This is a genomic window from Maribacter taeanensis (genome assembly GCF_047345145.1).
GTDB lineage: Bacteria > Bacteroidota > Bacteroidia > Flavobacteriales > Flavobacteriaceae > Maribacter_C.
The window spans coordinates 38289-59172 of the sequence record NZ_JBLFER010000003.1; the positions used below are offsets into that span (position 1 = coordinate 38289).

Below are 20884 nucleotides of genomic sequence, written 5' to 3' on the forward strand. Positions count from 1 at the left end.
AATATTCTGTCTTCCCGAGAGTTATAGACGTAGGTAAAATCTTATGTGATTATGGGAAAGAAAATCTTGAAGATTATTGGTGTTCTTTTGTTGTTGGTAGTTGGTGTATTGATTGCCGCACCTTTTATTCTAGAGGCTAAGATTGGCGATATCATAAAGAACAATGTCAACAATAATGTCGATGCAACGCTTGACTTTTCAGATGCTAATTTAAGTCTGATTAGCAGCTTCCCAGATGCTGAGGTTTCGCTTACTGACATTACCTTGTTGAATAAAGTTCCTTTTGAAGGTGACACACTGTTTGCTGCAAAGCAAGTGGATTTGAAAATGGGCATCCGTCAGCTTTTCAAAAATGAAAATGAATCCATTGCAATTGAAAGCCTATTTATTGATGGCGCAAATCTCAATATTGTAGTGGATGAAACTGAAAATGCCAATTACGATATTGGTAATGATTCGGGCACCGAAAGTGAGTCCACAGAAGAATTGACCGGATTTCAGTTGGATATGAAATCTTACGAAATCATAAACTCGAATATCTCTTATTTGGATAAGTCCTCGGGAATGTCCTTTGAACTTTCAAACCTGCAACATGAAGGAAAAGGAGACCTTTCCCTAGCATCTTCTGAATTAGACACGCATACGGAGGCTTTGGTTTCTTTCGAAATGGATAGCACGAATTATCTCAATGAAAATAGAGTGCTCCTAGATGCGGTAATCGGTATTGATTTGGAAGCTAGTAAATATACTTTCCTGAAGAATGAAGCAGTCATAAATCAGTTGCCTTTGGTTTTTGACGGATTTGTGAAAGTGAATGAGAACAATCAAGAAGTAGACATCAGTTTTAAAACGCTTTCTTCGGAGTTTAAGAATTTCCTAGCAGTTATTCCCCAAGAGTATTCAAAGAACATTGAAAACGTTCAAACTACCGGAGATTTTATGTTGGAAGGGAATTTCGAAGGAATTGTTGATGATTCTTACATCCCGAGGTTTCATATCGGAATCAACTCAGATAATGCTTCTTTTAAATATCCTGATTTGCCAAAATCGGTTCGTAATGTTTTTATCGATGTTGACATTGTCAACAAAACGGGCGTTTCCGAAGATACCTATGTCGATATCGGAAAGCTTTCCTTTATGATTGATGAGGACAAATTCAATATGGTTGCGAAAATCAATGAGTTGATGGGCAACACCAAAGTCAATGCACATTTGGATGGAAAAATGAACTTGGCCAATATCGAGCAAGCGTATCCGGTTCCCACAGATTTAGATTTAAAAGGAAATCTAGATGCAGATATTACGACGGCCTTCGATATGGCTTCCGTAGAAAAACATCAATACGAGAAAACGGAGACTACTGGAAAAATGAGTTTGAAGGATTTTGAATACAATTCTGAAGAACTCGTAAATCCTGTAAAACTAAAATCTACGGCACTGACATTTAATCCGAAGACGGTTACTCTGAATGAATTGGAAGGGACTACCGGTAAAACTGATTTCAATGCAACGGGTACTATAAAAAATCTTCTCGGTTATATGTTCAATGATGAAAAGGTAGAAGGAGATTTCGATTTGAAGTCAGATACTTTTGCTTTAAACGATTTTATGACTGCGGATGAAACTTCAGGCGGAGAAATAAATTCAGAAGGTGATTCGACAAGCACTCCAGATGCAGAAATCAAAATACCATCCTTTTTAGATGCCAATATCAATGCCTCTGCTAAAACGGTTTTGTATGATGATTTGGTTTTAAAAGATGTCAAAGGAAATCTCAGAATTAAGGATGAGAAGGCAACATTAAGTAATATGACAACTTCCATTTTCAATGGAAAAATGGCTTTTGATGGGGAAGTATCTACCAAAACAGAGACCCCGACTTTCAATATGAAATTGGGAATGGATCAATTAGAGATAGGAGAAACCTTCCAATCATTGGAGCTCTTTAAAGTATTGGCTCCAGTAGCTGAAATCCTAAAAGGAAAACTTAATTCCGACATTGAATTATCTGGAGCGTTGACTGATGATTTCACTCCAGATTTATTGACGCTAAGTGGTGATATGTTGGCGAACATATTTACAAAAGATGTCGATGCTTCATCGGCGCCAATGTTAGCAGCCCTAGCGAGTAAATTGGATTTTATCGACTTAAAACAATTGAATCTGAATGATTTAAAAACGAAACTTTCCTTTAAAGATGGTTTGGTTAGTGTAAAGCCTTTTACCCTAAACTATAAAGATATTGCTATCAATATCGATGGCGGTCATTCCTTTGATAGAAAAATGAACTACAAAGCATCAATGGAGGTGCCTGCGAAATATCTAGGAAGCGAAGTAACCAATTTAATCGCTAAAATTGATGACGGTCAATTGGATAATTTAACCATACCGGTAGTTGCCAATATTGGAGGGGATTATAATAGTCCGAATGTGACTACCGATTTGACCTCTGGTATCAAGACCTTGACATCTCGTTTGATTGAAATTCAAAAGCAAAAACTCATCAACAAAGGAAAAGATAAAGCCACCGAATTATTGACTGATGTTTTAGGTGGAAACTCCAAAGAAGAAGATTCAACCAAAACCGAGGACCCAACCAAGGACGCGGTCAAAGATGTTTTAGGTGGAATACTTGGGAAGGACAAAAAAGATACCACGGCAACCAAAACGGATTCTATCCCTTCAAAAACAGAGGAAGATGTAGTTAAAGAAAAAGCCAAAGATATAATAGGAGGATTTTTGGGGAGAAAAAAGAAAAAGGACACTGTAGACGAAAAGAAAGATTCAATAAACTGATTTAAGAAACTCCTAAACCAACATAATACCCCTCGCTCCCACGAACATTAAAAACGGTATTATCCTCAAAGATCAGGTACTGCCCTTTAATCCCTTTTAAGACCCCTTCAAATTCAGGAGTTTTAGACAAATTTAAACTTTTCACTTTCTCAGGATATTGTAAAACAGGAAATTCCAAATGTGTTTCTCCGTTATTATCCAAAAAGTACTCCTGCGCTTCTGCCGGAATGTATTGCTTGAGTTTACTTCGCCATTCCACCAAGTTTTCATCTTCAACCGAATTGGTTAGCATCTTACGCCAATTGGTTTTGTCTCCAATATGGTCTTTAAGGGCTACTTCGGTAATTCCTGCCAAATAGCGATTGGGGACTTCAACTATTTCAATCGCTTCGTGTGCGCCTTGGTCAATCCATCGTGTCGGGACTTGTGTCTTACGTGTCACTCCAACTTTGATATTGCTAGAGTTTGCCAAGTAAACAATATGCGGTTGTAATTGCACTTTCTTTTCATATTCCAAATCGCGGTCTTCTTTTCCTAAGTGGGCAGTACTCAATTCAGGGCGCATGATCCAATCGCCAGCCGATGGAATTTCGTAAAAACAACTTTTGCAGAAACCTTGGCGATAAATGGGTCTATCGTTTCCACAATTCAAACATTGGAATTTGATAAAATTGATTTTCAAGGTCTTGTTTAGTACCTGATTCACATTGAGAAAATCATCATTGAAAACCATATAATATTGAATCGGACTCCCGATTTCAGTCTGCATTTTTCGTAATACACCTTCGTACTGCATATTTTTTATTTTCTCTCTCTCTTAGGAGAGGCTTAGGGTGTGTGTAAATCTAATTTGAAAATGATAAGTATTAAAGCTATTTTTAGCTACACAACTTAATAGCCAAAGATACCCAAAATGCCAATACCTTTATTCAATTCTATTGCCTCGTGGTTGCTGAAAAAGCGCTATCATCAGATAGAACTTTTTTTGAAATACCCGGCTGAGGTACAAGAAGAGGTTTTGGAGCAACTCTTGGAAATCGCCGAAGATACAGAGATTGGCAAACGATATGATTTTGAATCTATAGAGAATTACAAAACCTTTCGAGAACGCGTTCCTATCATATCTTATGAAGATATGGAACCCAATATAGAACGAACGCGTCGTGGGGAGCAAAATGTATTTTGGCCGACTTCTATAAAATGGTTTGCGAAAAGTAGCGGTACAACGAACGCGAAGAGTAAGTTTATTCCAGTAAGTGCCGAAGCCTTGGAAGATTGTCACTACAAATCCGGTAAAGATATGTTGTGCCTCTATTTGAACAACAATGAGAACTCTCAGCTTTTCACTGGTAAAGGTCTTCGCCTGGGAGGTAGTAAACAACTATATGAAGACAATGGTTCTTCCTTTGGAGACCTCTCTGCGATTTTAATTGATAATATGCCACTTTGGGCAGAATTCAGTAGTACACCCAGTAATAAAGTTTCTTTGATGGGGGAGTGGGAGTCAAAACTCATGGCCATTATTGAAGAGAGTACTCGTGAAAATGTTACCAGCTTAGCAGGAGTTCCTTCTTGGATGCTTGTACTTCTAAACAAAGTATTGGAAGAAACCGGAAAAGACCACTTGTTTCAAGTCTGGGAAAATCTGGAAGTCTATTTTCATGGAGGCGTTAGTTTCAATCCTTATAAAGAACAGTATCAGAATTTGCTCCCTAGAAAGAGTTTTAAATATTATGAAATCTATAATGCTTCCGAAGGCTTTTTTGCTATCCAAGACCGCAACAACGCCGATGATTTGTTGTTGATGTTGGATTACGGAATCTTCTACGAGTTCATTCCTATGGATGTATACGGTTCTGAAACAGAACAAGCCATTCCTCTTTGGGAGGTACAAAAAGATATTAACTACGCCATAATTATTACTACAAATGCGGGGTTATGGCGTTACAAGATTGGTGATACGGTCCGATTTACTTCCACAAATCCCTATCGAATTAAAGTAACTGGTCGTACCAAACACCATATCAATGTGTTCGGGGAGGAATTGATTATTGAAAATGCGGAAGAGGCTTTGAAAAGTGTATGTAGTAAGACTGGCGCAGAAATCAAAGACTATACGGCTGGCCCAATTTTTATGGTGGGTAAAGAAAAAGGCGCCCACGAATGGATTATAGAATTCAGAAAACCTCCGGAGAAGCTAGATTACTTTACGGAGATATTTGATAACGCTTTGAAATCTTTGAATTCTGATTATGAAGCAAAACGGTACAATAACACCACTTTAAATATGCCATCAGTTCATATGGCACGTGAGAATCTTTTTTATGATTGGCTCAAGTCGAAAGATAAACTTGGTGGGCAACATAAGATACCAAGACTTAGTAATAAACGTGATTACATTGAGGAGCTTTTAAACATGAATTCCTAGCCTATGACTGCTGTATTCAATTTTTTGATGATAGCAGGTTCAATTCAGGGATTCATTTTTAATGCAGCAACATTGCTTTCACGAAAGAAGATAGAATCTCCGGTTCTTTTTTTGAACCTCTTTGTTTTCTTTCTATCCCTGAACAATTTGCAGTCTTGGTTAATTGATAAAGACTTTATACCCTATGCCTACTATACAATTCCTTTTTACGTGCTTTTGGCGCCAATGTTTCATGCGTTTTTGGTCAATTACCTTGGTATAGAAGAAAAACAGAAACCTTTTTTTAAGCTCACTGCTTTTGTATTTATTTTGGAACTGGTAGCAAGGGGAATCGTAATCTATAAAATAAAAAATGGAGCTCTAGACAGTCAATACATTGAACTGTACAATGCCATTGAGGATGCAGTTACGCTGTGTTTCTCCGTATTTATATTTTACCATGTTTTGAAAGTTCTTTTTAGGTATCAAAAGTTATATGCCTCTATCTTAACGTATGATGATTTAAAATGGATTAAACGCCTGATTCAATTGGGAGGTGTTGTTTTGATTTTATGGGGAATTGCGGTGCTATTGAATTTTGTGTCAGAAACAATAAAAGCACCCTATAGTTATTATCCATTGCGTTTAGGGACTTCTATTTTTATCTACTGGATAGGATATCAAGGTTTCTTTAGATTCGTTATCCTTCAGGATAGAAAAAGCCTTAGAAAGAAAATAAGGGAAGCGAGTAAAACTCCTGAGTCATTATCTACACACAAAAAAACAGACTTTAAAAAGGAGGGGCGGGAAAGTTTGGCCTTTAATAAAATGAATAATTATGTGGTTAATAATCAAAAATATTTAGATCCTTATTTAAGTTTAGAAAAACTATCCGAAGAATTGGAAATAAGCACAAGTAAGCTTTCTATGTTGATTAATCAGCTCAGCGGAAAAAACTTTTCGGATTACATTAACTCGCTACGTGTCACTGATGCGAAGAAATTGCTATCGAATCCAGATTTTGAAGCCTATACTATCGTTTCCATTGGATTAGAATGCGGATTCAATTCGAAATCTACCTTTTATTCCGCTTTTAAGAAATTTACAGGGCAAACCCCTACTGCGTATAGAAAATCTGCTTCCAAGTAGTAGATAAGATTATCCGAATTCTTACAACTCGGACAATTTCGGACATTCTATTTCACTTCCTGATCTAGTTTTGAGGAAACTTTAAAACTAGAAATTATGAAAACTGTATGCGTCATTATGATATTGATTTTAGGGACAAATATTTATGGTCAAAAAAATATGCTTTTTTTAGAACTAGGCGGAAATGCCCAAGGCAGTTCTTTAAACTATGAAAGGCAATTAACTAGCGAAAAAGGTCTTATGTTAACTATTGGGGTAGGACTGGCTTTAGTTAAAGCCGATGATGAATATGAGCATGTTTTTAGTGGTTTGGTGACAGAGCCGAAGTTTAGCATACCAGTTTCCATTACGTATCTTTTTAAGATCAAAAATGAGAATTATATAGAGACTGGGTTAGGATATACATGGATAAACATAGACAAGAACTACGTATCCACTGAAAGAGGTACTCATAATTTTATACTCGCCTTAGGTTTCCGAAGCTATTTTGGGAAACAGAAAAGTTGGATGTGGAAAGCAAATTTCTCACCTATACTAGCAGGTAATGGAGATTCAGGACTTGAATTTGGTTTTTCCCCTATGTTCGGAATCGCACTAGGAAAACGCTTTTAAGACATTGGCATATTTCGAATACAAATAATTGACTGTTGGAATAATCTGATAAACGTAATAAACACATGGTTTATCCGATAAAGTGAACTACATCGAAGAATTCTCCCACATAAACAAATAAATAAGGAATTCGAACGTTTAATGCTCAAATTAGCTGCTCAGCTTAACCGAACAACTGATTTAAACTTATCATTATGGCCGAAAAACTAGTAATATTATCCGATATGTGGGGTGCCAAAAAAGGTCTCTGGATAACATCTTACCTAGGATATTTGCAACAATATTATGATATAACATATTACGATATTCAGCAACTTTCCAATATTGATGTACAGATTCAAACTACTGATAATGTTCATAGGGCTTTTGTTGAAGGAGGTATTGATACAGCCGTTGCACATTTATTGAAAAAAGAAACGGAATCTGCTCATTATTTAGGATTTAGTATGGGTGGTACAATTGCTTGGAAAGCTGGTTTGATGGGGCTTCCTATGAAATCGTTATATACGGTTTCTTCAACCCGAATTAGAGCGGAGGAAGAGAAGCCTGCCTGTAATGTAGTTTCTTTATTTGGTGATCAAGATGTCTATCGACCTAAATTAGACTGGCATCAAAAAGTTGGCGTAAAGTCTGACCTTATTGAAGGCTTTGGTCACACCATGTACGGTGATGAGAAAATTATTAGTAGGGTTTGCTTAGACCTTTTAAACTCAGCTACTAAAAAACAAAAACAAGAAAAAACGATTCAAATTAAGATAGCTTAATTCGAAATCGGTATTTGATATAAAACTAAAGGCGGTCTTTAAGAGACCGCCTTTAGTTTTTTAATAGTTTCATAAGAGAGTTTGTCTTCAGCATAAGGCTTGGTCACCTTAAATTCGGTTTCGCCACTGCTGGGCATTTCAAACATGGCATCGGTGAAAATTGCTTCACATAAAGAGCGTAGTCCTCTTGCACCTAATTTATATTCAATAGCCTTCTTTACAATATATTCTAAAGCCTGATCGGTAATGGTAAAACTAATACCATCCATATGAAACAGTTTTTCATACTGCTTAATAATCGCATTTTTTGGTTCCGTAAGAATCGCACGTAGAGTTTTTTCGTCTAGGGGATTCATATGTGTTAAAACTGGAAGTCTTCCTATAATCTCAGGAATCAATCCAAAGTCTTTTAAATCTTTAGGAATTATATATTGTAAGATATTGCTCTCATCTAAGTTCTCATCTGCCTTCGAAGCACTATAACCAACAGCTTGCATATTCAAACGTTTGGTAATAGCCCTTTCGATTCCGTCAAAAGCGCCACCAGCAATAAATAGTATATTTTCAGTATTGACCTCAATGAACTTTTGGTCTGGGTGTTTTCTTCCTCCTTTTGGAGGTACGTTCACAACAGTGCCTTCTAAAAGTTTAAGTAAGCCTTGTTGCACGCCTTCTCCAGAAACATCTCTAGTGATGGATGGGTTATCACTTTTACGCGCAATTTTATCTATTTCATCTATAAAAACGATTCCACGCTCAGTTTTTTCCAAATTGTAATCTGCAGCTTGTAACAAACGTGTTAGAATACTCTCAACATCTTCACCAACATAACCCGCTTCAGTAAGAACTGTCGCGTCAACAATGGCCAAAGGTACATTTAGCATTCTAGCGATAGTTTTCGCCATAAGGGTCTTTCCCGTGCCGGTTTGCCCAACCATTATGATATTACTTTTTTGAATTTCTATATCATCATCTTTGGCAGTTGGTTGCAACAACCTCTTATAATGATTGTATACTGCAACCGACATTACTTTCTTGGTTCGTTCTTGACCTATAATAAAAGTGTCAAGAAATTCTTTAATCTCTAAAGGCTTCTTTAAAACCAATTCTGAAGATAAGTCGTTGGTTTTTGTTTGTTTAGACTCTTCAGCAACAATGCCATGTGCCTGTTCAATGCATCTATCACAGATGTGGGCATCTAAACCTGCAATCAAAAGATTTGTTTCAGGTTTTTTTCTTCCACAAAATGAACACTCTAAGTTTTCTTTAGCCATAATAATTGCTGCAATATTACTAGATACTAACGCTGGAATTTGATTTTTGGTTCACCAAAGTAGCATTAGATATAAACAATTTTAGGTTGTTGGTCGAAATTAGTCTTTATCTCTTACTAAAATCTCGTCAATCATGCCATATTTCTTCGCCTCATCTGCTTTCATCCAATAGTCTCTATCACTATCATCATGCACTTTCTCAATAGTTTGTCCTGAATGGTCGGCAATAATCGCATAAAGTTCCTCTTTGAGTTTTAAAATCTCACGAGCCGTAATTTCGATATCACTTGCTTGACCTTGGGCACCGCCCATGGGTTGGTGAATCATAACACGAGAGTGGGTAAGGCCACTACGTTTGCCTTTTTCTCCTGCACATAATAGCACTGCGCCCATAGAGGCTGCCATGCCTGTACAAATGGTAGCAACATCTGGCTTAATGAATTGCATGGTGTCATAAATACCTAATCCCGCATAGACACTTCCGCCAGGGGAGTTTATATAAATCTGAATGTCTTTAGAAGCATCTGCGCTCTCAAGAAATAATAATTGTGCCTGTACAATATTCGCTACCTGATCATTGATTCCTGTTCCAAGAAAAATAATACGGTCCATCATTAACCTAGAAAAAACATCCATCGCAATGGCATTTAACTGGCGTTCTTCAATGATATTGGGAGTCATATTTGTAGGGTACATACTGCTCATGATCTTGTCATAATACATGCTGTTGATGCCCTGATGATTTATAGCGTAATTTTTGAATTCTTTTCCGTAATCCATTTAGTTTTGTTCAAATTTTTAGACAAAAAAGGTGCCGAAAAGAGTATTTCCGGCACCGTAAATATACTTATTATTTTTCGGAATTTATCCGTAGACCTCCTTAACGAAGTTTTCGTAAGTAACCTCTTTGGTCTTTAAGTTTGCTTTCTCTTTGTAAAGTGCTAAGAGCTTTTGACTCATAAGTTGTTCAGATAAACGTTTTACCTCATCTTGATTGCTTAATACCCGTGAAGCTATATTATCTAATTCTTCTTCTTGTGGATTTAATTGACCGTATTGAGCCATTTGCGATTTGATAAAACCTTTGGCAAATTCTTTCAACTCATCAAACTGAATTTGAACATCATTGTCTTTTATTATTTTACCTTCGATCAATTGGTAACGAAGTCCTTTTTCTGATTTTTCATACTCTTCATTTGCCTGTTCTTCAGTCAAAGGATTTTCACCAGTCATTTGAATCCACTTGGTTAAGAAACCTGAAGGAAGATCAAACTTTGTATTTTCTATAAAATACTCGGTTACATCATTCAATAATTTCTGATCTGACTGCTGCTCAAATTGTTTTTCAGAATCTTCCTTAATACGCTCCTTGAGTTCCTTTTCTGATTTGATAGCATCCGGGCCGAATAATTTGTCGAAAAGCTCTTGATTCAATTCTGCAGGTTCTCTCTCATTGACTTCTTCAATAGTGAAAGAAACCTCTACATTTAGTTTTTCAGCTTTATCGGCAGAAATTCCTAAAACACTTGTTAGGAAGTTATCTTCTTTAAAAAGTCCTTTGGTTTTTAAATTAACAGTATCTCCGACTTTTTTTCCAATTAAACTATCTATAGCTTTTTTGCTTTTTAGCATATTAAACTCTAAAGTAGTTTTGTTGTCTATTTCTTCGGCTTCATTTTTGAAAGTTCCGGCAACTTCATCCTTCTTGCTTACTTCTGTTTTGCTAACTAGTTTTCCATATTGTTTTTGAATACGTTCTACTTGCTCATCAACCATTTTCTTGTCAGCAACGATGCGGTAATTTGTGATAGCTTTTTTTGTTTTCAAAGGAACTTCGAAATCTGGAGCAAGACCCAATTCGAATTCAAAATCAAAGTCTTCTTGATCCCAATCAAAACCATCTTGTTGTTTGGGAAGAGGATTGCCTAAAACATCTAACTTTTCTTCAGTTAGATATGTGTTAAGATTATCTTGAATTAGTTTATTTACCTCATCTACCAAAACAGCTTTACCATATTGCTTTTTGATAAGCCCCATTGGTACTTGACCTTTTCTAAAGCCGGGAATATTTGCTTGCTTTCTGTAGTCTTTAAGGATTTTATCTACTTTCTCTTGGTAGTCATCTTTTGTAACGGCTACTTTCACAACTGCATTTAACTCGTCAATCTGCTCTTTTGTAATATTCATCTCTACTTGTCTTATTGCTTAAATAAATGGGATGCAAAAGTAGTACAAATTCTATATCCTACCAAGTTTTTAAAAGACTGGTATACAATCGATTTCTAGTCTTTTTTATCCCCCTTTAAAACTGAAAACAATATAGATTGTAAAAGTGAAAGAAGTAAGCTAAATACAATTGCCCATAGCCAACCACTTACGGTAAACCCATCAATAAAGTGATCGGCGAGTTTAATAATTATGGCATTGATCACTAGTAAGAAAAGGCCAAAAGTTACAATGGTAATAGGAAGGGTCAGAATTACCATAATTGGTCGAACAATAAAATTTAAAAGGCTAAGGGCAACAGCAACGATTAAAGCAGTAGTATAGGTATCAACCGTGACGTTTGGAAGCACTTTCGATAGTACTACAACTGCCAAAGCGCTTAAAAGTAATCTAAGAATGAATTTCATAAGAATTGTTTTAATTGATTGATGCAAAAAAGGTACCGAAAATTTCGATACCTTTTTGTAATTAATTGAGTTAGCCTAAAATTATTCTATATAAACACCTGTAAATTGTTCTGGGGCAACTTCAGGTAGTGTCGCGCCATATGTGTTTTCAATTGCTTCTAAAAACTTGTTGGCTAATAAAGCATAACCTCTTGGTGAAGGGTGGACTCCGTCTAAAGAGAACCCTCCGCCAGTACCATAAGTGGCTGTTACTGTTGTTCCATCAGCAAGAGGAACGCCTGATGCGTTTATTACCTTGAGAAAGGTATTTGCATCAACCTTGGCTAGATTAAAAGATGCAGCTGCATCATCAATAGTTTGGTTAAAGGCAGTTAAAGCATTGCTAATCAAACCTTGTTCTTCTGGTGTTAAAACCCACTGATCGCCAAGAGGAACTGCAACACCATTGATAGACGTTGGATTGTTAGGGTCAGCTAAGGTTCCTATGAAAGTGCGAGCTGTGAGAACTACCAAATCATCTGCTGTAGCCTGACGCATATTTATTAGCGCAGGATTAACCGCAGTAAGGTCGGTAAGATCTTCATCAATTATAACTGCTGCATTAGTTTCTCCTGCAGAGAAGCTAATAGTTCTTTTTGCTAATTCTTCCGCGGTAATCAGACCAGCGGCTTGTAATTGTGCTAACCCACCGTTATAAGCTGCATACGCACCGTTTACCGCTGCTGCTGTTCCTGCGTCTAATGGAATAGGATTGTGCGGAACGGTAGTGAAAAAAGGAATTGAAGTTACATCTGGAATATTGGCGATAACACCTTTTGCACCTCCCGCGGTTAGCGTTTGAAGCATGCCAATGTAAGCACCGGCAAATACATTAGGGTCTGTAATATCATTACCACCATATGTAGAAGGGTCTAGATTTCCTTGTTGATCAATTCCTGCACCTCCGGACGTCGCAAAGCTTAAAATGTCATTGTTTCCAATCCAAAGTGAAAAGAAACTAGGAGCTTGCGCAGCTGCGTCACCCAAAACTGTTGCATTAGGACTTGAGGCAAATCTTGCATAGTATGGATTGGCTGCTCCAATTGGTACACCAGCTACATTTCCGTAACCGGGTGCTAATAGATGGAAGCTTTTCGCTCCCGGAACACCCATATTATTAAAAGGTCCAGAAAGTATGTTTGAAATTTCAGTAGTTCCTTGTCCTTCAACTGCAGCTGGCAACGGAGATCCCGAAGCAAACGATAAGAACAATCTATTTCCTAGAATTGGCTGTCCACCTAAAGTAGCGCCGCCAAGGTTATCTGCCATGAAAGGAGTAGTAAATTCTCCTCCACCAGCTTGAGCAAAACTTGAAGCCATCATGTTGGGGTAGGAGGCAGTTTGACCAGCGGTAAATAGAGCACCATCTGAAAAACCTGCTGTCAAAGAATTTCCGACAGCAACGAAATTTGAAAAATCGGCTTCACCACTAGTATAGTTAATAGGGGTTGGTACCGGAACTTGGAAAACTGGGGGTTGTGCATCGTCATCAATACAAGATGCTAGTAGCAAGCTTGAAAACGCTAGTAATGCAAGAAACTTTTTCATGTTTGATTTTTTGAGTTAAGTCGTGTTAAGTAATTGTTAATTACCAATAAAACCAAAATTAACCAAAATTATCAGACACACAATAATTTGCGGTAAAAAATTATGCATGCATAATAAATTATACGGTTTTTTATGATTTTAAGAAATTCATCGACTTTTCAAAAAATTGCTTCGGATTTTCTGCATGTAGCCAATGTCCGGCCTTTTCAACTGTATCTAGCTTTGCCAATGGAAAGTGTTTTTTGATTTCTATAATGTCGGTAGCAATAACATATTCAGATTTATCTCCTCTCAGAAAAAGTGTGGGGCCATTATAGATAGCGGTCGAGCTAATGTTTTCTCCAATTTCTTCCATTTTTTCGCTTAAAGCTTTTAGATTAAAACGGAAACCAAGTTTTCCTTTTTCAACCCAATACAGGTTTTTTAATAAAAATTGCCGCGTTCCATATTCTGTGATGTGCTTAGTTAATTCTTGATCGGCTTCACCTCTTGATTTTATTTCCTCAAAATTAAGAGCATTCAATCCGTTTATAATTTCTTGATGATGAGGGGGGTAATATTTAGGCGATATATCAGCTACAATTAGTTTCTCTGTCATATTTGGAAAATCGCAGGCGAATTGCATTGCGGTCTTTCCGCCCATAGAATGCCCAATAATGGATGCTTCTTTAACTCCTTGTTGATCCAAATAGTTTTTTAAATCCTCAGCCAAAAAATCATAATTGAAATCTTGCGAATGAAAACTCTTCCCATGATTCCGTTGATCAACTAGATGTACTTGAAGTCCATTTTCTGCATATTGGTTTCCAAGTGTTTTCCAGTTATCACTCATTCCAAGGAAACCATGAAGAATTATCAAGGGCTTTCCAGCTCCCAAAATTTTTGAATGTAAAAGTGGGTTCATTTTAATTTATTTAGATACATATTAATAACGTTATCTAAACCAAAGTATAAAGATTCACATACAAGAGCGTGCCCTATTGATACTTCGATCAAATTTGGGACATTATCTTTAAAGAATTTGATATTATCTAAACTTAAATCGTGGCCAGCGTTTATTCCTAAATCTAGCGAATAAGCGATTTTTGCCGCTTCTGTAAATGGTAGCACGCTTTCTTCGTTTCCAGTACCATAACCTTTTGCGTAACTCTCTGTATACAATTCAATACGATCGGCTCCTGTTTCTGCAGCACCTTCAACCATTTTTGTATCCGGGTCAACAAAAATGGAAGTCCTAATTCCATTTTCCTTGAAAGTAGCAATGATGTCTTTTAGAAAATCTTTGTGTTTGATGGTGTCCCATCCCGCATCAGAGGTTATGGCATCAACCGAATCTGGTACTAAGGTTACTTGTGTCGGTTTGGTCTCTAAAACAAGCGCAATGAATTTAGGGTTTGGATTTCCCTCAATATTATATTCTGTAGTAACAATCTGTGTTAAATCACGAGCGTCTTGATAACGTATATGTCTTTCGTCTGGTCTTGGATGTATAGTGATGCCTTGTGCACCAAATGTTTCAATATCAGCAGCTACCTTTAAAAGGTCAGGAGCATTACCCCCACGAGCATTTCGTAATGTCGCAATTTTGTTAATGTTTACGCTTAAGTGTGTCATATTTTCGTTCTCTTACAAAGAAGTAGCAAAAATACAAATAAGGCACGCCTTTTGATATTATTAATTACTATTTTGCGTTATTATTTAGACTATGCAGATACATACTCACATATTGCCTAATATTCCGATTTTTAAGGTTGATGATACTTTGAAGAAAGTTATTCAATTTTTTAAAGATCATACCTATTCCCATGTTGCAGTTGTTGAGAAAGGAAGGTTTTTGGGGGTTTTAAGTGAGGAAGATCTTGAGAATTTTAAAGTTGATGAAAAGATTGAGGACTATAGATATAATCTAGAGACTTTTTTTGTAAGACGAGATACAAATTGGCTAGATGTTCTGGAAACTTTTTCGAGAAACGAAGCGAACTTATTGCCAATTTTAGGAGTCAATGAATCTGTAATAGGTTATTACGATCTAACTGATTTTGTGAGTGTATTTATTGACACTCCGTTTTTTACGGAACCTGGTGGAATATTAGTAGTTTCAAAAGGCATAAAAGACTATTCATTTAGTGAAATTGCGCAAATCGTCGAAAGTAATAACGCCCGATTTATTGGAGGATTTATTACGGCCATGGAGAACGATGTGGTTCAGATAACCATAAAAGTTGGGACTACTAACTTTAATGAAATTAGTCAAACGTTCAGGCGATACAACTACAATATTCTTTTTGGCAATAACGATGATCAATTCTTAGAAGATTTGAAACAACGTTCGGATTATTTGGATAAATATCTAAATGTATAGCGAGATGAAAGTAGCCATCTACGGTCAAACCTATCAAGATGATGCTTTGGATTACGTTGTCGAGCTCTTAGATGAACTTCAAAAAGTAAATGCTGAAGTCGCTATTGAGCAAAATTTCTATCAACTTTTGTTAGAAAATCGAGATACAAACACCTATGCTACTTTTACAGATTCGAAAGGTCTAGATTCAACTTTTGATATGTTTGTGAGCTTTGGAGGTGACGGTACCATTTTAAGAGCTACTACCTATGTTAAAGATACTGGAATACCTATTGTGGGTGTAAACACGGGGCGATTAGGTTTTTTGTCTACATTTAAAAAAGAAGATGTAAGAAAGGTTGTTCAGGAATTTAAGCAAGGTGATTATGTTGTTATTGATCGTAGTTTGGTAGAGGTTGTTGATGATTCTAATATTCCTGAGTTTCAAGATTTAAATTTTGCGCTCAATGAAGTAACGGTTAGTAGAAAAGATACTACTTCAATGATTACAGTAGAAACATACCTAAACGATGAATACTTAACTTCGTATTGGGCTGACGGACTGATTGTTTCAACTCCAACAGGTTCTACGGGATATTCCTTAAGCTGTGGTGGCCCTGTTATAGTACCTACTGCAAAATCTTTAGTTCTAACACCAATTGCTCCCCATAATCTGAATGCACGTCCTTTAGTAATATCAGATGATACTGAAATTCGGTTAAAGGTCTCAGGTAGAGAAGAGAATCATCTGGTTTCCCTTGATTCAAGAATAGCCTCTGTTGCCAATGGAACTGAGTTGAGAATTAGAAAAGCTAAGTTTACTATCAAAATGATTGAATATACTTCTGAGAGCTTTTTAAAGACACTGCGTAATAAACTTTTGTGGGGCGAAGACAAGCGTAATTGAACCTTCAAAAAACAATAAATAGTGCTAAACGCTGTTTATCATGTGAGAGCAGTAATGTGATAAATGAAGTAGTTTATGCTACTGCAATTTTTATATTTGCAAACTTTAAGAATTTATGAGAAGTTGTTTTTTAGGTACTCTCCTTTTCTTTGCGTTCTGCGCAAGTGCTCAAACATATGAAATTGGGGCTTTTGCAGGTGGCACAAATAACATAGGTGATGTAGGTAGAACGAATTTTATTTTGCCTTCTAATTATGCTGTTGGAGGATTGTTTAAATGGAATAAGAGCAAAAGATACGCTTGGAGGGCAAGTGTGATTTACGGGAAGTTCACCGCAGACGATTCAAAATCTAACATTTCTTCAAGACAAGAAAGGGGTTATGTAGTAGGGAATTCAATTCTTGAAGCTTCCGCTGGATTAGAATTTAATTTTGTTGAATATAATCTTCATAGGCTAGGCCCTGCGTTTACACCTTATTTATACACAGGCTTAACTTATTTTAGGTACGATTACAACTATTTTGATGCTGGAATACTGCAAGATGGTCTCAATCAGAGAGATGGTTCTTTAGCGATTCCTATGACAGTCGGCTTCAAATACCGAATTAGCCAGTTGTTTATTATCGGTGCAGAAATTGGAGCAAGATATACCTTTACCGATAATCTAGATGCTAGTAACCCTAAAAAGTCTACTGTTTTTGATCAGATTAACCCAGGCCCAGAATTTGGTAATATTTTCAGTGATGATTGGTATGTTTTTTCTGGAGTTACCTTTACGTATACCTTCGGAAGAAAGCCTTGTATGGATTGCTTTGAGTGATTTCTTAGAATCATTGCAAATCTTTGGGGTTTTGTCTAAAATGTCTGCTTATATTTGCACCGCATTTTATCAATTCAATAGAATGTGAGCAGATTTATCTAAAAGTCTCAAATCTTATAATTTTAATTGTATATTCTTCTAAATCAAAACCTTAGAAAGAATGCATAGCATTATGTTCGTAGGGTAGCATAGTTTTATAATGGGTAAAATAGCAGACATTACTGATAAAAACCTACCACATCATATAGCCATTATCATGGATGGTAATGGAAGATGGGCAAAACAAAAAGGAAAACTTCGTGTATTTGGTCATGAAAATGGTGTAAAAACAGTTAGGACCGCTGTAGAGAATTGCGTTCAGTTGAAAATTGAGTATTTAACTTTATATACTTTTTCGACAGAAAATTGGAAAAGACCCAAGTTAGAGGTCGATACCCTTATGCGACTTTTGGTTTCTTCTCTAAAAAAAGAACTTAAAACTTTCATAAAAAATAACGTTCGTTTAAATACGATAGGAGATATTATGCACTTGCCAAAAAAAGCGCATGATGAGCTTCTTGAGGTTATGGAGAAAACCAGAAAAAACACAGGAATGACGCTTACTTTGGCGCTTAACTATGGAGCACGAGAAGAGCTGAAAAATGCTGTAAAACAGATAAGTATCAAAGTTAAAAATAATATAATTTCTCCTGAAAGTATTGATGAAACCATTATTAATACTCATCTTTACACGCATAATTTGCCAGACGTAGATTTGCTAATCCGTACCAGTGGAGAACACAGAATTAGTAACTTTTTACTTTGGCAAATAGCATACGCTGAATTATATTTTATTGACGTATTTTGGCCCGATTTTAGTGAAGAACATTTAGTTAAGGCCATACAAAACTACCAGAACAGAGAAAGACGATTTGGAAAAACTAGCGAACAACTCAACTAGAGGTATGAAAAAATTCATATCTCTCGAACTCTTATTAACGTTTCTACTACTTTTTACTTCCCTCAGCATAAGTGCGCAAGAAAGTACTTCTTATGAGAATGGAAAGAAATATGTTCTTGGAGGCATTGAAGTTACAGGGCTTCAAAGCTATAATGAGCAAACTGTGAAAACATATACTGGATTGAGGGTTGGCCAGCCAATTACAATACCTGGTGATCAAATAAGTGCTGTTCTCAATAAACTCTGGGGCTTAGAACTTTTTAGCAACCTTGAGTTCTATATTACCAACATTGAAGGTGACAAAATTTTCCTTGAACTCTCTATCACCGAAAGACCTACTTTGTCTAATGTTACTGTTTATGGTGTCAAAAAACGTAAAATAGACGAAATTCTTGATGATACTGATCTTAAGAAAGGCAAGAAAATTACTGAAAGCTTAATTGCAAATTCCAAAAATTATTTACAAAATAAGTACAAAAAACAAGGTTATCTCAATGCTAAAGTAGCCATAGCGACCGCCAAAGATACTTCAGAAACTAATGCAAGAAGTATGGTTGTGAATGTAAAGAAAGGTGATAAGGTAAAGATTAGTGATATTGTATTTGAAGGTAATGAGAAATTACCCACCAAAAAGTTACAAAGAGCCTTAAAGAAAACTAAGAAAAAAAGGTTTGGTAGGTTTTGGAAAAAATCAAAATATATAGAAGAAGATTATCAAAACGATTTAGATTTATTAGTTGATAAATATGCAGAGAATGGGTACAGAGATGCAAGGGTTTTATCAGATACAATTGTTAATGTTGATGAAAATAATATTCAGGTAAAAATAAAAGTAGAGGAGGGTAACAAGTATTATTTCGGAGATATTGATTTCGTTGGAAATAGTGTCTACACTGATAGACAATTGCATAGTGTTCTCAAGATTAAAAAGGGGGAAACTTACAACGGTGTATTACTTCGAGAAAGAATAGCAGATGATACGAAGCCAGACGCAGTCGATATTACAAGTTACTACCAAAATTTTGGGTATCTTTTTTCAAGTATTAACCCAGTTGAGGTTTCTGCGGAGAATGACACGATTAATTTTGAAATAAGGATCATTGAAGGCAAGGAAACTTTTCTTGATCATGTAACGGTCACAGGAAACGATAGAACGAATGATCATGTAATATTTAGAGAATTACGAACTAGGCCTGGTCAGAAGTACAACAAATCTGATATTATTCGAAGTATTCGTGAACTTGGACAGCTTGGTTATTTTGATGCTGAACAAATTAAGCCTGATATTCAAAATCCAGACCCCAATGAAGGAACGGTAGATCTGGCATACAGTTTGGTTGAATCTGGAGCAAGTCAGATTGAGTTACAGGGTGGTTATGGTGGAGGTGGTTTTATTGGTACGCTAGGTCTCTCATTTAGTAACTTTTCAATTGCAAACTTATTTAAGGGTGAAGAATATAAGCCTGTGCCAATGGGTGATGGTCAAACATTTGCACTTCGTTTGCAAGCTAGCCGAACCTTTAGAGTTTATAGTTTAAATTTTTCAGAACCATGGTTAGGTGGCAAAAAGCCTGTTCGGTTTAATTTGTCTTTATCAAGAACCCAGCAATTTGGTGTTCAAAGAGATGATAGTGGAAGATTTGAACGTGATCCAGATCGAGAATTTTCTATAACAGGAGCGACAATTGGTATTGCAAAACGTGTACAATGGCCAGATGATTTCTTTACCATTTCACATTCTTTGGGTTATCAATTGTATAATTTCAAAAATTATAATATTGGTTTATTCAATTTTGGTAATGGTAAGTCGAATTCTATTGCCTACACTTTAGGTATTTCCAGGAATGCAACTTCTGGAGGGCGTATTTTCCCTAGAGGAGGATCGAACTTTGAAATTACTGCGAAGTTTACTCCGCCATATTCTCTTTTCAGCGATAAAGACTTTCAAGCTTTAAGGGATCGGAGCGATGAGCTCAATGAAAAAAGATCAACACTTCAACAAGGAGAGACTTTAACTGCTGAGGAATCTGCTGAACTTGAAAGTTCAGATCAAGAACGTTTCAGATGGTTGGAGTACTACAAATTAAAGTTTAAAGGTGATTGGTATACCACTTTGGTAGGTAGTGCGGATAAATCTCTCGTATTGCGCACAAATGTTGAATTAGGCTTTTTAGGAAATTATAATAATGATGTCGGTGATGTGCCATTTGAGCGTTTCTTTGTTGGTGGAGACGGTCTGGGTAATTTTACTTTAGATGGACGAGATATCATTCAATTAAGAGGTTATGAGAATCAATCACTTACTCCTGTTGATCCAATAACACAACAACAGGAAGGTGGAACGATTTACAATAAATTCTCCATAGAACTTAGATATCCACTTACTTTGAAACCTTCAGCTTCCATTTATGGCTTAGCTTTTTTAGAAGGAGGTAATGCTTTCAACAATTTTCAGGAGTTTAATCCGTTTCAAATAAAACGATCGGCTGGAGTGGGGCTCCGTATTTTTATGCCTGCATTTGGTTTACTTGGTATCGATTTTGGTTACGGGTTTGATGAAGATCTAAGACCGCAATCAATCGGTAACGGACCTAGTGGTTGGCAAACGCACTTCATTATCGGCCAACAGTTTTGATTTAATACTATCGTAGCAA

The 20884-nt window shown here is 36.3% G+C and carries 18 protein-coding genes; 10 read left to right on the forward strand and 8 right to left on the reverse strand.

Annotation, left to right across the window (positions count from 1 at the left end; all coding sequences use genetic code 11):
* Positions 1 to 51 precede the first annotated feature (51 nt).
* A complete protein-coding gene (locus tag ACKWCD_RS11735) occupies positions 52 to 2796 on the forward strand; it encodes an AsmA family protein (RefSeq protein ID WP_413984163.1) in 2745 nt (914 codons plus the stop codon).
* A gap of 1 nt (position 2797) precedes the next feature.
* On the opposite strand, the gene ACKWCD_RS11740 is transcribed toward ACKWCD_RS11735, so the two are convergent.
* Positions 2798 to 3592: a DUF2797 domain-containing protein gene (locus ACKWCD_RS11740; RefSeq protein WP_413984164.1), complete on the reverse strand. Its 795-nt coding sequence runs from the start codon at positions 3590 to 3592 to the stop codon at positions 2798 to 2800.
* Positions 3593 to 3709: 117 nt separating this feature from the next.
* Between ACKWCD_RS11740 and ACKWCD_RS11745 the strand changes: the two genes are divergently transcribed.
* The 4 genes from ACKWCD_RS11745 to ACKWCD_RS11760 all read left to right on the forward strand — a co-directional run bounded on the left by ACKWCD_RS11745 (position 3710) and on the right by ACKWCD_RS11760 (position 7728).
* Complete coding sequence (locus ACKWCD_RS11745; RefSeq protein WP_413984165.1) at positions 3710 to 5224, forward strand: GH3 auxin-responsive promoter family protein; 1515 nt, start codon at positions 3710 to 3712, stop codon at positions 5222 to 5224.
* Between the two features lie 3 nt (positions 5225 to 5227).
* Positions 5228 to 6352 (forward strand): helix-turn-helix domain-containing protein, encoded by a 1125-nt coding sequence (locus ACKWCD_RS11750; RefSeq protein WP_413984166.1) that lies wholly within the window; start codon positions 5228 to 5230, stop codon positions 6350 to 6352.
* A 96-nt stretch (positions 6353 to 6448) separates the two neighbouring features.
* Positions 6449 to 6964, forward strand: a complete 516-nt coding sequence (locus tag ACKWCD_RS11755) for a hypothetical protein (protein ID WP_413984167.1) — start codon at positions 6449 to 6451, stop codon at positions 6962 to 6964.
* Positions 6965 to 7158: 194 nt separating this feature from the next.
* On the forward strand, positions 7159 to 7728 hold the full coding sequence (locus ACKWCD_RS11760; RefSeq protein WP_413984168.1) for a dienelactone hydrolase family protein: 570 nt from the start codon (positions 7159 to 7161) through the stop codon (positions 7726 to 7728).
* 38 nt (positions 7729 to 7766) lie between these two features.
* Here ACKWCD_RS11760 and clpX read toward each other — a convergent pair whose 3' ends face one another.
* The 7 genes from clpX to ACKWCD_RS11795 form a co-directional block, all read right to left on the reverse strand.
* Positions 7767 to 9002: an ATP-dependent Clp protease ATP-binding subunit ClpX gene (clpX, locus tag ACKWCD_RS11765; RefSeq protein WP_413984169.1), complete on the reverse strand. Its 1236-nt coding sequence runs from the start codon at positions 9000 to 9002 to the stop codon at positions 7767 to 7769.
* A gap of 99 nt (positions 9003 to 9101) precedes the next feature.
* Positions 9102 to 9782: an ATP-dependent Clp endopeptidase proteolytic subunit ClpP gene (gene clpP / locus ACKWCD_RS11770; RefSeq protein WP_138656112.1), complete on the reverse strand. Its 681-nt coding sequence runs from the start codon at positions 9780 to 9782 to the stop codon at positions 9102 to 9104.
* 84 nt (positions 9783 to 9866) lie between these two features.
* A complete protein-coding gene (gene tig, locus ACKWCD_RS11775; RefSeq protein ID WP_413984170.1) occupies positions 9867 to 11189 on the reverse strand; it encodes a trigger factor in 1323 nt (440 codons plus the stop codon).
* 95 nt (positions 11190 to 11284) lie between these two features.
* A complete protein-coding gene (locus tag ACKWCD_RS11780) occupies positions 11285 to 11635 on the reverse strand; it encodes a phage holin family protein (protein ID WP_413984171.1) in 351 nt (116 codons plus the stop codon).
* 81 nt (positions 11636 to 11716) lie between these two features.
* Entirely contained in the window at positions 11717 to 13222 is a 1506-nt protein-coding gene (locus ACKWCD_RS11785; protein WP_413984172.1) for a G-D-S-L family lipolytic protein, read from the reverse strand.
* Between the two features lie 130 nt (positions 13223 to 13352).
* Complete coding sequence (locus ACKWCD_RS11790; protein ID WP_413984173.1) at positions 13353 to 14126, reverse strand: alpha/beta fold hydrolase; 774 nt, start codon at positions 14124 to 14126, stop codon at positions 13353 to 13355.
* Positions 14123 to 14836: a pyridoxine 5'-phosphate synthase gene (locus ACKWCD_RS11795; RefSeq protein ID WP_413984174.1), complete on the reverse strand. Its 714-nt coding sequence runs from the start codon at positions 14834 to 14836 to the stop codon at positions 14123 to 14125. The genes ACKWCD_RS11790 and ACKWCD_RS11795 overlap by 4 nt, the downstream gene beginning before the upstream one ends.
* Before the next feature lie 91 nt (positions 14837 to 14927).
* Between ACKWCD_RS11795 and ACKWCD_RS11800 the strand changes: the two genes are divergently transcribed.
* The 5 genes from ACKWCD_RS11800 to ACKWCD_RS11820 all read left to right on the forward strand — a co-directional run bounded on the left by ACKWCD_RS11800 (position 14928) and on the right by ACKWCD_RS11820 (position 20865).
* Positions 14928 to 15584: a CBS domain-containing protein gene (locus tag ACKWCD_RS11800; RefSeq protein ID WP_413984175.1), complete on the forward strand. Its 657-nt coding sequence runs from the start codon at positions 14928 to 14930 to the stop codon at positions 15582 to 15584.
* A gap of 4 nt (positions 15585 to 15588) precedes the next feature.
* Complete coding sequence (locus ACKWCD_RS11805; RefSeq protein WP_413984176.1) at positions 15589 to 16470, forward strand: NAD kinase; 882 nt, start codon at positions 15589 to 15591, stop codon at positions 16468 to 16470.
* Between the two features lie 115 nt (positions 16471 to 16585).
* Positions 16586 to 17290, forward strand: a complete 705-nt coding sequence (porG, locus tag ACKWCD_RS11810; RefSeq protein WP_413984177.1) for a type IX secretion system protein PorG — start codon at positions 16586 to 16588, stop codon at positions 17288 to 17290.
* A gap of 199 nt (positions 17291 to 17489) precedes the next feature.
* On the forward strand, positions 17490 to 18230 hold the full coding sequence (locus tag ACKWCD_RS11815) for an isoprenyl transferase (protein ID WP_413984178.1): 741 nt from the start codon (positions 17490 to 17492) through the stop codon (positions 18228 to 18230).
* Between the two features lie 4 nt (positions 18231 to 18234).
* Positions 18235 to 20865, forward strand: coding sequence for a BamA/OMP85 family outer membrane protein (locus tag ACKWCD_RS11820; protein WP_413984179.1), 2631 nt, complete (start codon positions 18235 to 18237; stop codon positions 20863 to 20865).
* Positions 20866 to 20884 lie beyond the last annotated feature (19 nt).

What these genes read in the sequence shown, in the direction of transcription:
- ACKWCD_RS11735 (WP_413984163.1), top strand. Translation starts at nt 52, where the DNA reads ATGGGAAAGAAAATCTTGAAGATTATTGGTGTTCTTTTGTTGTTGGTA.
- ACKWCD_RS11740 (WP_413984164.1), bottom strand. Translation starts at nt 3,592, where the DNA reads ATGCAGTACGAAGGTGTATTACGAAAAATGCAGACTGAAATCGGGAGT.
- ACKWCD_RS11745 (WP_413984165.1), top strand. Translation starts at nt 3,710, where the DNA reads ATGCCAATACCTTTATTCAATTCTATTGCCTCGTGGTTGCTGAAAAAG.
- ACKWCD_RS11750 (WP_413984166.1), top strand. Translation starts at nt 5,228, where the DNA reads ATGACTGCTGTATTCAATTTTTTGATGATAGCAGGTTCAATTCAGGGA.
- ACKWCD_RS11755 (WP_413984167.1), top strand. Translation starts at nt 6,449, where the DNA reads ATGAAAACTGTATGCGTCATTATGATATTGATTTTAGGGACAAATATT.
- ACKWCD_RS11760 (WP_413984168.1), top strand. Translation starts at nt 7,159, where the DNA reads ATGGCCGAAAAACTAGTAATATTATCCGATATGTGGGGTGCCAAAAAA.
- clpX (WP_413984169.1), bottom strand. Translation starts at nt 9,002, where the DNA reads ATGGCTAAAGAAAACTTAGAGTGTTCATTTTGTGGAAGAAAAAAACCT.
- clpP (WP_138656112.1), bottom strand. Translation starts at nt 9,782, where the DNA reads ATGGATTACGGAAAAGAATTCAAAAATTACGCTATAAATCATCAGGGC.
- tig (WP_413984170.1), bottom strand. Translation starts at nt 11,189, where the DNA reads ATGAATATTACAAAAGAGCAGATTGACGAGTTAAATGCAGTTGTGAAA.
- ACKWCD_RS11780 (WP_413984171.1), bottom strand. Translation starts at nt 11,635, where the DNA reads ATGAAATTCATTCTTAGATTACTTTTAAGCGCTTTGGCAGTTGTAGTA.
- ACKWCD_RS11785 (WP_413984172.1), bottom strand. Translation starts at nt 13,222, where the DNA reads ATGAAAAAGTTTCTTGCATTACTAGCGTTTTCAAGCTTGCTACTAGCA.
- ACKWCD_RS11790 (WP_413984173.1), bottom strand. Translation starts at nt 14,126, where the DNA reads ATGAACCCACTTTTACATTCAAAAATTTTGGGAGCTGGAAAGCCCTTG.
- ACKWCD_RS11795 (WP_413984174.1), bottom strand. Translation starts at nt 14,836, where the DNA reads ATGACACACTTAAGCGTAAACATTAACAAAATTGCGACATTACGAAAT.
- ACKWCD_RS11800 (WP_413984175.1), top strand. Translation starts at nt 14,928, where the DNA reads ATGCAGATACATACTCACATATTGCCTAATATTCCGATTTTTAAGGTT.
- ACKWCD_RS11805 (WP_413984176.1), top strand. Translation starts at nt 15,589, where the DNA reads ATGAAAGTAGCCATCTACGGTCAAACCTATCAAGATGATGCTTTGGAT.
- porG (WP_413984177.1), top strand. Translation starts at nt 16,586, where the DNA reads ATGAGAAGTTGTTTTTTAGGTACTCTCCTTTTCTTTGCGTTCTGCGCA.
- ACKWCD_RS11815 (WP_413984178.1), top strand. Translation starts at nt 17,490, where the DNA reads ATGGGTAAAATAGCAGACATTACTGATAAAAACCTACCACATCATATA.
- ACKWCD_RS11820 (WP_413984179.1), top strand. Translation starts at nt 18,235, where the DNA reads ATGAAAAAATTCATATCTCTCGAACTCTTATTAACGTTTCTACTACTT.